Source organism: Vibrio sp. M260118 (assembly GCF_036533755.1).
Lineage (GTDB): Bacteria > Pseudomonadota > Gammaproteobacteria > Enterobacterales > Vibrionaceae > Vibrio.
In genome coordinates this window covers 1-9,207 of the sequence record NZ_JATABG010000274.1, presented here as the reverse complement: position 1 = coordinate 9,207, position 9,207 = coordinate 1, and the positions used below count along the sequence as shown (strand labels likewise).

The window sequence follows — 9,207 nt, the reverse complement described above, 5'->3', positions numbered from 1 at the left end:
GCATTAGGTACGCCATCGGCGTCATCGTCAGGCGGCGTCGTCCCTTCCTCTGGTGGCAGTACAGGAGCAGGCGTATTAGCTAAATCATCTTCGTCTGTGGTTTCGACCACTCGTTTGATCTTCTCATTCACCGCTTCTGCTAACTTACGTGCTGGTACATCTTCATTTGCACTTTCGCCCGCCTGCTGGATCTCTAGAGCAAGCTGAGACATTTCTTCAGGGCTTTCGGGCAACACCTGCCCTGACTTAACAATACTTTGCGCGATGAATGCTGCCCGCATGTCTTCCTTGCCCTCTTCGAGGTAATCGCCGAATATGGATTCAGGGTCGACACCCCAAAAAGCTGCCACTTCCATTTTCACTCGTTGTTTGAGCTGTTCTTGCTGTTCAGGGTTTTCCAGAGCCCCGGGATGCTGAAGCATTATGCTATTAACGTCAGAAGAAAGTGGGGTAACGTTAGACTCACCAGCAGGTGCAGACATCACCTTTCCAGACTCCATCACATCACCTGCCGGGTTTTGCACGTTTATGGTGTCTTCATCAATAGTCTCTCCTGCGATCACTTGAACCACCAACTGATAGTCTTGGTAATTGGGAATATCCGAAACATCGAGTTCAGCCACCCCTCCTTCACCAGTAATTGCACTCGGTTCAGTGCCTTCGTCATGGAGAAAATCTCGATTGATATCGAGCCAAACTTTAGCGTTGCGTAAATAGCCATCAATGGCTTTTACTGAATAAGTCGTAGATGAGGGTGTTGAGCTGGATGAGCTACTTGAGCCGCTATCACATCCTGCGATAACTATTGCACTGGTCAATCCAAGCGCAACGGCAATTTTGTTGACTTTCATGGAGCCTCCCTAGCAAGCAGTGCTTAAATACTGTCATCACTAGCGTAGAAAGACGCTCCTTAGACCTCATCACCCATTTGGGGGATGGTAGCCAAGTACCTTATTGAGTTTTGATCTAAATCAATTCAGTTGACTGAGGAGAGAGTGATATAAATTCTGTAGAGCTTTGAAGTCCTGACTGAAAATAACGTGCAAGTAGCTCGTTTTGATGGCGGCAGCCGGTCTTGTGAAGTATGTGCTTAATCTGGCTACGAACCGTCTCCTTACTCACATTGCGTCGACGCGCAACCTCACTACCGTCAAGACCTTGTGCCAACATATTAAGTACATTGGACTCAGCAACCGTTAAATTTGAGATCATTAGTCGTTTATCAGTTAAGGAATCAAACTGCACTAACTGTGCTGACATCGCCTTATGGGCGATCCAGTAATTTCCCCACGTTTGCAAAAAACGCCACACAGATTCGATAAAAAAACGTGAGCGATAGCCAAGAGACCTGTCGCCGTGACTAGAGAGCATTAAGCAGTGTCGCTCCATCAACGGCGCTAAACCACAGTAGGAGTGATACAGTTGCATTGTCGGTACAAGAATTTCATTAAAAATCGGGTTATCAATCCGTCGCATAGGTAGCATCTCTTGCATGTAGGTCAGTTGGCCGATAAGTCCAATATCTGCATAATGTTGAAGAAACACATCGTGCGCCATGTTCTGCTCGTAGACATTCATTTGCGTTTCGGTAAACCCACAAACATATTGATAAACAGGTTGCTGGCGGGCATCGATAATCATGACCACAAAATGATCGAGCCCAAGTTTGGCAAGTTCAACTTCGAGCATTTGCTCTAACTCAAAGGTAGATAGATGCATGGCGGTGGCACTTAAGCGACTGCAATCATTCATATTCTATTCCTAGCCTAATAAAACGGATGATAGGGACGTCTTAGTAACAAATTTAGTCAATAGCTCTTACGCGAAATGCGCAGTAGATCAAAATAAGCACAATAAGTATATGGATATTTTATCCGTCCCCACCCTCACATAAGGCCAGGAAATTCTTTGCATTGCATTCCTACAAATAAACGAGAAATTAATCGCACTGGATTGCAAATAGAACACCAGCTCTCACACCAAAAGTGAACTAGAGCACAATAAAAATGGCCAAGGTAAACACCTTGGCCATTAAGAAGATGACTTAACAGTAACTAGCCATGATCAAGTACGGTATAACACCTTCACCACATGCCAACCAAATTTGGTTTTGACTAGGTGAGGTACTAAGGTTTCACCCGAAAAACACACTTTATCAAACTGAGGAACCATCTGACCTCTACGAAACTCACCTAAGTCGCCGCCTTTTTTGCCCGACGGGCAAGTAGAGTACTTCTTAGCTAAAGTCTGAAATTTCGCACCCTTTTTTAGCTGTTTGATGATGTCTTCTGCTTGTTCTTTATGCTTAACTAAAATGTGAAGCGCATGCGCCGTATTTGCCATGTTGATACCTTTATCAATCGCTTTATTGACTTGGATTGTACCGGAACATAGTGAGATCTTCACCTCAGTATTTTTATACTAAACTTACAAATGACTATCTTAACGTCGTTTAAAGATAAAATTGATTTGCATCCATTGATAATCGGTACAAATCCGTTACCATCTATAAACTAGTCGCACTAACGAGAAAACCATGGCAAAAACAGTAAGTAAAGCGAATCAGTCGCAAGGTATGCTCATGTTTACTCTAACCAATAGTAAGCAGCTATTCGCCATCGGTACTCTTAAAGTAAGAGAGATTGTGCCGTTTCAACCAACGACTCAAATTCCCTACTCTCACCACCACGTAATTGGAACCGTCACTATTCGTGATAAGACCATTCCTGTGATTAATATGCCCGCGGCTATCGGATTCCGCCCAATACAGCCAGAAGAGTACCAATCTTGCTACCTAATCGTCACCGACTGCTTGCGAACAATAGTGGCGTTTATGGTACGTTCGATCGAGAAAATCATCGAATGTGACTGGAAATCAATTGAATCTGCGCCTGAGAGTGCAGGTTCCGACGTGTTTGTAACGGGCATTACTCGTTTTGAAGAGCAAATCGTTCAGATGCTGGATGTAGAACTATTACTGTCCAAAATCTATCCGCAATACGAGTCGACCAATATTCCAATGCTAACGGATATTGAACGGGAAAGGCTCAAAGCCCTTAATATCATGTTGGTTGATGACTCTTCTATCGCACGTAAACAGTTGTCTGACGCGCTGGATAGCATCAATATTTCCTATCAGATCTGCAATAATGGCCTCGACGCCTTAGAGCTAATGCGCGCAGAAGCTTCGGCAGGCCGTGCCATTGATCTATTAGTCAGTGATATTGAGATGCCAGGACTAGACGGATATGAGCTCGCCTTTGAAACGCAAAATGACCCTGAATTGAAAAACAGCTATGTCATTTTACATACTTCACTTTCGAGTGAGATCTGTGTTGACCGAGCACAACAGGTTGGTGCGCATGAAGCGCTTGAAAAGTTCAACGCTGGTGATCTAATTCAGGCCATGTTACGCGGCGCAAGCAAACTAGAATCAGGAAACGTTCGTGAGGAAGTACCTCAAGGCGTTTGATAAGTGAGAAGTTTTGAGTTGTCTTACCAGATTAATGCCATTTGAATGTTCCGCTTACACGTGTAAGCATGTGGGGTGTGCTTAAGTTCATATTAACGATAAATAACCGCGCCCAAGACAACACAAGATTACAACCTAATAATTAATCCGCTACTCTTAAAGAAACAGAGTGCGAGACAAGATAAATCCTAGCAAATGACTGACGACTTTAAAAAATCGACGGACAATTTAAAAAAGGCCGTCCCACTAATGATGAAAAACCACGTAGCAGCGACTCCCGCCAACTACGCTCTGTGGTACACCTATGTGGATAACGCAATTCCTCAGCTTAATCGAGAGCTTGATAGCGTCGTTGAAAATTTTGGCATCTGCCCTCCTGCCGCTGGTGAACAGCTTTACAACAATTATGTTGCAAGCCGCTCTGAAACAGATATGCACGAACTGCGTAATAGCATCGAAGTACTGGTTAACGAAGTTGCGAGTTCGATGACAGACACGCTCTCTGACACATCGCAGTTTTCTCAACTTATTGATAAAAGTTTCGACAACCTTGAACGTGTTGAAGACGAAGCGATGTCGATGGATGAGGTCATGACCGTAATTCGACAGCTAGTGGTTGAATCTCGGGAGATTAGGCACTCAACGCGCTTTCTCAATAATCAACTCGAAACGGCAACCAAAGAGATCAATCAACTCAAGTCTCAACTTGCAGAAGTTCAACAAGATGTCCTGTTTGACTCTTTAACCAGCTTGTACAACCGCCGCTCATTCGATAGTGACATCAATACCTTATCTCGTTCAGAACAAAAAATGTGCTTGATCTTGGCTGATATTGATCATTTCAAAGCCTTCAATGACACCTATGGCCACCTATTTGGTGACACTGTGATTAAAGGCATTGCGCGTCGGCTACAGCTATCCTGTCGAGACGGAATTCAAGCCTATCGTTTCGGTGGTGAGGAGTTCGCCATGATCGTACCAAACAAGTCTCTGCGTATTGCGCGACAGTTTGGAGAAAGTTTGCGTCGCGCTGTGGAGAAGCTATCCGTGAAAGACCGCCGCACATCAAAGCAAATAGGAAATATTACTATTTCTATGGGCGTGGCTGAGTTGGAGCCGGGTGAATCTGCTGAGTCTCTCATTGAGCGCACTGACAAGCTGTTGTATGAAGCAAAAGAACTAGGCCGAAACCGAGTAATGCCAATTTAGGCGCGAATGCTAACAAAAAATATGGCCCCTAAGCTAATGTAGGGGCCTTTTTTATTAAGACCTGGAAAACCATTTAACCGTCAGCGGTAATCGCAGCGATCAATTCTTGTTGCACGGCATCTGCCTGCTCATTATCGATTTGGCATGTACCCGCGGCTATATTCAATCAAATCCATCATCAGCGCATAATTTGAAATTCGAAACTCTCGGAAACGTCCGAGCCCGGTACGGGCATCCATCAAAAAATTCAGCAAATTCCAGCCCGTTGAGTCTAAAACTTCATCTCGGTTAAACTGGGCAGAGTCGCCCTTATCGACCGCTTCCATCATGCCTAGCCACTCGGAAGGAAATACTTCTTCTCCACCATAGTATTCCCACACCACTCTTGCTGCGGAGGGAGCATCGGGATTAATAATATGGTTTTCATTTTGCTCAGGGTTGCGTAGCAGCTCCGATAGATGGTGGTCAAACACCAGATGAGCCTGCTTTACATATGGCAAGTTAGTCACAATATCATTGGGAGTGACCTCAATGATGCCATCTTGCATGTCCTTGGGATGAACAAACTTTATTTCGTCAATCAGTTGCAATTGCTTCAATAGTACTGCGCAAACTAACCCGTCAAAGTCACTTCGCGTTACAAGTCGATATTTTTGATCCGACATTTGGCACTTCCTATGCTTTGTCTTTTTATTGATAGATAACTATAGCTTTGTTGTATAACTTCTTTTAATTTTAGACATCACTAACTTTTTAACAAATTCTAGACAAAGTTTTTCATTCCGTACCATATAATCAATATGCTACTTATTGAATCTATATAGGCTCTAATATGAAAAAAACATGTTTTGCGTTGGCTGTCAGCGTTGGCGTTTTGGCAGGCTGTACCACTGAACCTAACAGCACTGAAAAGCAGCATGTCTCAATGGCTAATCCAGCAGCGGTATACTGTGTACAACAAGGCGGCGAACTGGACACCGTGACAGAGAATGAACAGCGCGTAACCTACTGTGTGTTACCAAATGGGGACCGAGTAGAACAGTGGGACTACTACCGTCAAAACCATAAACAGCAGTAAGGCGCACTCAGCAATCGAAAAGAGGGATAATTCGTTCTCCCTCATATTTTGCCAGTTACACTCGTTCGGCAACTTGCTGCTCTGGATCATACTTTCGATTAAGCTGAGTCAAATGTTGATGATATTGACTCACCTGATGACTGAGCTCCGGCAACGAAAACGTTGTTGAAGTCTTTTCTAATATCTGTTGTATCACGTTAAGCGAGGCCCTGTCTTGAGCATCAGTGATCAGGGTCTTTAAATCAGCCAACGCAACGCTGGCTATCTCATAGGGCAACTTTCGCACTTGAGTTAACGGCCTTTGAAAGACACCGGATTGAACACCTTCTAAGAAAACACGATAGGTCGTAAGTTCATCTAACTTAAGAAATGCCTCTGCTTGTGTCCCTCGATATGGGTAAGGAACGGCGCAGTGAGCGCTGACCTCTTTAGCAATACTCAAGTTAAGCCCGTAGCTTGAGCATCGAGTCTCTAAGCTTCGCAAAAGCCCTTGCTCATCCATCAGAGCCTGTATTTCAAAAATTCGTTGCAAATGATAGTCATGGGAGACAAACATAACCTCTAAACACTGCCCTTTTTGACACAATTGACTAGCAATCAACTTATCCGCTGCGTTTGCAATATTTTCAATCGTGTTGGTCGAAGTGTCTTCAATAAGAATATTGGTAGGAGCCTTGCCGTCGTGATAAGACAAAAAATACTCTAACATGGCTTGCGCCTCGGTTTTCGTCTGCCCCTTAGTCACTCCACCGCAGAAAATGACAGCAGTCTGTTCTAAGCTAAATCGTGTCAAACCTTTAGAGAGCGCTTCGACACGTTGCTTACCCTCTAAAGTCAGCGCGTTGTTTACTAGGCGTTTTCCCAGTACGAGAACCACATTCGTCACTTTCATCGTCTATGAATAATTCCTGCTGGATGGTGCCTTATCTGTACAAGTTTTCACTTTACCGTTAACTTATCACAGGTTAAAATTTTGTTAATAACAGGCATGTAAGATGATTTCTTTTCTCACATGCGCAGTGTGTAAGTACAAGAGCCTAAGCGATAGGCCACTGGATAGGAAGTAAAGTTTATGTTGTCGATATTTGATATTTTCAAAATAGGCGTAGGGCCTTCAAGTTCTCACACCAATGGTCCAATGCTCGCCGGCTATCATTTCACTCGCCTACTGGCCTCAACTATAACGAAAGTTAGCCGTATTCAAGTCGATCTCTATGGCTCCCTCTCCTTAACAGGTAAAGGGCACCATACTGACAGAGCCATAATATTAGGTCTTCTGGGTAACAAGCCCGATACAATCAAAATCGGCAGCGCAAAGCAGGCTTTAGCGAGTACAATCGACAACAATAACCTTGTCCTTGCAGGTGCTCATACCATAGATTTTAGCTATGCGAGTGATATCTTGTTTCACTCAGACAACCTTCCTCTCCACGAGAACGGTATGACGGTCACCGCCTATGACTCACTGGGCAACCAATTAGCCTTCGAAACATATTACTCGATAGGTGGAGGCTTTATCGCCACCGAAAAAGAGCTAGAACAAGGTTCAACCAGCACCACTGTTGAGGTGCCTTACCCGTTTACTTCTGCCGATGAGATGCTGCAAATGGCCGAGACTAGTGGCTACAGCCTAGGTGGAATGATCCTGCAAAATGAGCAGAACTTTTTCAGCCCAGATGAAATCACCAAAAAAGCTGAACAGATCTGGAAGGTCATGTCGTTATGTATGCAACGCGGATTTGATACTGAAGGAGTCCTTGAGGGCGGTTTAAACGTAACCCGTCGTGCGCCAAACCTGCTTAAAAAGCTAGAAGCCAACGCAGCGATTGAAAATGATCCAATGGAGATTATGGATTGGATAAACCTGTTCGCATTTGCAGTCAGCGAAGAGAATGCCGCTGGAGGTCAAGTTGTCACCTCTCCTACCAATGGTGCAGCAGGTGTTATTCCGGCCGTTCTCATGTACTACCATAGATTCATTAAAGAGCTCGATACCAAACAACTTAAAGACTTCCTCGCAGTAGCCGGAGCTATTGGTATTTTATACAAAACCAACGCCTCTATTTCCGGTGCTGAGGTAGGTTGCCAAGGCGAAGTGGGCGTATCCTCGTCGATGGCAGCAGCAGGCCTGACGGCACTGCGCGGTGGCAGCAATGAGCAGATTTGTATCGCCGCTGAAATAGCGATGGAACACTCGCTTGGCATGACGTGTGATCCTATCGGAGCGCTTGTTCAAGTGCCTTGTATAGAACGAAATGCAATGGGCGCAATGAAGGCCATCAATGCTTCACGTATGGCGCTAAAACGTACTAGCAAATGTTTGATTTCCCTTGATAAGGTCATCGCCACCATGTACCAAACTGGCAAAGACATGAACAAGAAATATCGTGAGACATCCTTAGGTGGACTAGCCGTTATTCATATGGCACCACCATGTGAGTGATAACTCTAGTTATCTAGTTATCTAGTTATCTAGTTATCTCAACAGCATAGCTGCTCGACTCTTATAGGCGCGTAACAATCTGAGCATTTACGCGCCTATCCTTTCTTCTTCTATAAATAGTTAAGCAAAACCCGCCTTTGTTCTCCATCTTGGATAATTTCGACATTATTCCACGCAAACGTTTAGCACTGTTCGCATTATAATAATTTATGCGAAAAATAGAAAAACTCGTGCATAGAAACGAAATTATGCGACAATTGTTTCAATTTATTACATAGCGCAAATGATAGAATAGTCAGATGTTAATTCTGTGTTATGCCAACAAAAAGAGACTATTATGTGGAATAAACTTAATAAATCTATGATGTTCTGCCAGGCGATGTTTGGCCTGTCATTCTATGGTGTGATGGTAATTTTGACCCGTTTCTTCTTAGAAGATCTTGGGTACAGTGAAGCAGACACCATGATGGTTGTTGGTGCTTTCTCATCCATCGGCCCACTTTTCGCAATTGCTGGCGGATTCATCGTCGACAAATTCCTTGGAGCATATCGCTCTTTAACCATTGCTTATGGTGCATTTGCCACTGGTTATACGTTACTTGTGCTAGGCGCATCTACAACAAACATCCCAATGAGCTTAGCTGGTATCGCTCTAGCAAGTTATGCTCGCGGTTTGATGTCTCCTTCATACCCAAGTTTGTACAAACGCACTTTTGCCACTGAAGAAGACTTCGAAAACGGCTACCCAGTAAACTATTCCGTCAACAACGTTGGTGCTCTTTTAGGCCAATACCTTTTCCCAATGTTCGTATTAGCCATTGGTTTCCACGGTAGCTTTACTTTGTCGGCTGTCATGGCTGTTTTTGCGTTCGCTGTACTGGTTATCTTTAACAAACAGCTTGTTAACGCAGCTGCAGAGATTGATCAACAACCAGTAAGTGCGAAAAATTGGGCCGCCTTCCTAACGGTTTCTGTTGCTATGGTTGGCCTAGTTTTCTTCATGTT

The 9,207-nt window shown here is 44.1% G+C and carries 8 protein-coding genes and 2 pseudogenes; 5 read left to right on the top strand and 5 right to left on the bottom strand.

The window, feature by feature from the left end; genetic code table 11:
• From QTO00_RS14755 to QTO00_RS14745, 3 genes and pseudogenes are all read right to left on the bottom strand, one after another.
• Nucleotides 1-851: pseudogene (locus QTO00_RS14755) on the bottom strand (hypothetical protein); the annotation flags it as partial.
• Between the two features lie 115 nt (nt 852-966).
• Entirely contained in the window at nt 967-1,752 is a 786-nt protein-coding gene (locus tag QTO00_RS14750) for a helix-turn-helix transcriptional regulator (RefSeq protein WP_331425471.1), read from the bottom strand.
• Nucleotides 1,753-2,064: 312 nt separating this feature from the next.
• Nucleotides 2,065-2,343, bottom strand: a complete 279-nt coding sequence (locus QTO00_RS14745) for a peptidylprolyl isomerase (RefSeq protein WP_331425472.1) — start codon at nt 2,341-2,343, stop codon at nt 2,065-2,067.
• Nucleotides 2,344-2,536: 193 nt separating this feature from the next.
• Here QTO00_RS14745 and QTO00_RS14740 point away from each other — a divergent pair, with 193 nt between their 5' ends.
• Nucleotides 2,537-3,472 (top strand): chemotaxis protein, encoded by a 936-nt coding sequence (locus QTO00_RS14740; protein ID WP_331425470.1) that lies wholly within the window; start codon nt 2,537-2,539, stop codon nt 3,470-3,472.
• 195 nt (nt 3,473-3,667) lie between these two features.
• Nucleotides 3,668-4,681, top strand: coding sequence for a GGDEF domain-containing protein (locus tag QTO00_RS14735; RefSeq protein WP_331425469.1), 1,014 nt, complete (start codon nt 3,668-3,670; stop codon nt 4,679-4,681).
• Nucleotides 4,682-4,839: 158 nt separating this feature from the next.
• On the opposite strand, the pseudogene QTO00_RS14730 reads toward QTO00_RS14735, so the two are convergent.
• Nucleotides 4,840-5,346 (bottom strand): annotated as a pseudogene (locus tag QTO00_RS14730) (exopolyphosphatase); the annotation flags it as partial.
• A 167-nt stretch (nt 5,347-5,513) separates the two neighbouring features.
• Between QTO00_RS14730 and QTO00_RS14725 the strand changes: the two are divergent.
• Nucleotides 5,514-5,759, top strand: a complete 246-nt coding sequence (locus QTO00_RS14725) for a putative hemolysin (protein WP_038201326.1) — start codon at nt 5,514-5,516, stop codon at nt 5,757-5,759.
• A 55-nt stretch (nt 5,760-5,814) separates the two neighbouring features.
• Here the strand turns inward: QTO00_RS14725 and QTO00_RS14720 are convergent, their stop codons facing one another.
• Complete coding sequence (locus QTO00_RS14720) at nt 5,815-6,651, bottom strand: YdcF family protein (protein WP_331425468.1); 837 nt, start codon at nt 6,649-6,651, stop codon at nt 5,815-5,817.
• Nucleotides 6,652-6,831: 180 nt separating this feature from the next.
• Here QTO00_RS14720 and QTO00_RS14715 point away from each other — a divergent pair, with 180 nt between their 5' ends.
• Nucleotides 6,832-8,202 (top strand): L-serine ammonia-lyase, encoded by a 1,371-nt coding sequence (locus QTO00_RS14715; protein ID WP_331425467.1) that lies wholly within the window; start codon nt 6,832-6,834, stop codon nt 8,200-8,202.
• Between the two features lie 337 nt (nt 8,203-8,539).
• On the top strand, nt 8,540-9,207 hold a 668-nt coding region (locus QTO00_RS14710), incomplete at its 3' end, for an MFS transporter (RefSeq protein WP_331425466.1).

Coding starts and splice junctions, on each gene's coding strand:
- QTO00_RS14750 (WP_331425471.1), bottom strand. CDS start 1,752: ATGAATGATTGCAGTCGCTTAAGTGCCACCGCCATGCATCTATCTACC.
- QTO00_RS14745 (WP_331425472.1), bottom strand. CDS start 2,343: ATGGCAAATACGGCGCATGCGCTTCACATTTTAGTTAAGCATAAAGAA.
- QTO00_RS14740 (WP_331425470.1), top strand. CDS start 2,537: ATGGCAAAAACAGTAAGTAAAGCGAATCAGTCGCAAGGTATGCTCATG.
- QTO00_RS14735 (WP_331425469.1), top strand. CDS start 3,668: ATGACTGACGACTTTAAAAAATCGACGGACAATTTAAAAAAGGCCGTC.
- QTO00_RS14725 (WP_038201326.1), top strand. CDS start 5,514: ATGAAAAAAACATGTTTTGCGTTGGCTGTCAGCGTTGGCGTTTTGGCA.
- QTO00_RS14720 (WP_331425468.1), bottom strand. CDS start 6,651: ATGAAAGTGACGAATGTGGTTCTCGTACTGGGAAAACGCCTAGTAAAC.
- QTO00_RS14715 (WP_331425467.1), top strand. CDS start 6,832: ATGTTGTCGATATTTGATATTTTCAAAATAGGCGTAGGGCCTTCAAGT.